The following is a 316-nucleotide window of genomic DNA, read 5'->3' as shown; positions in this document are numbered from 1 at the left end:
TGTATTGCGTCCATGCCGAGGCCACCGCCTGGCGCACCTGGTCGCGGCTGACGTCGACTTCGATCCGGGCCTGGCTCAGCGATTCCTTGTTCTGCCGCACGATCGCCGAGGTCCGGCCGCCCGAATAGATCGGAATGGTCAGCGTCGCGCCGATATTGGCCGACGTCGAATTGCCGTTGGAACCTGACAAGTCGGGGATGGCGTTGCGGTAGTTTTCCGAAACGCCAGCCGAAGCCGACAACTGCGGCAACAGCGCGCCCTCGGACGATTTCACCGAAAATGCAGCGGCATCGACCAGATGCTGGGTGGCAAGGAT

1 protein-coding gene is annotated in these 316 nt (G+C 62.7%); it reads right to left on the bottom strand.

Going from position 1 to position 316, the window contains the following annotated elements; translation table 11 throughout:
- A partial coding sequence (locus EN852_RS38190; protein WP_189546581.1) for a TolC family protein occupies positions 1 to 316 on the bottom strand: 316 nt, incomplete at both ends.

The organism is Mesorhizobium sp. M2E.F.Ca.ET.209.01.1.1 (assembly GCF_004010375.2).
In the GTDB taxonomy this organism is placed as follows: domain Bacteria; phylum Pseudomonadota; class Alphaproteobacteria; order Rhizobiales; family Rhizobiaceae; genus Mesorhizobium.
The sequence above is the reverse complement of the archived record's forward strand: the minus strand, read 5'-3'. Positions and strand labels throughout refer to the sequence as shown.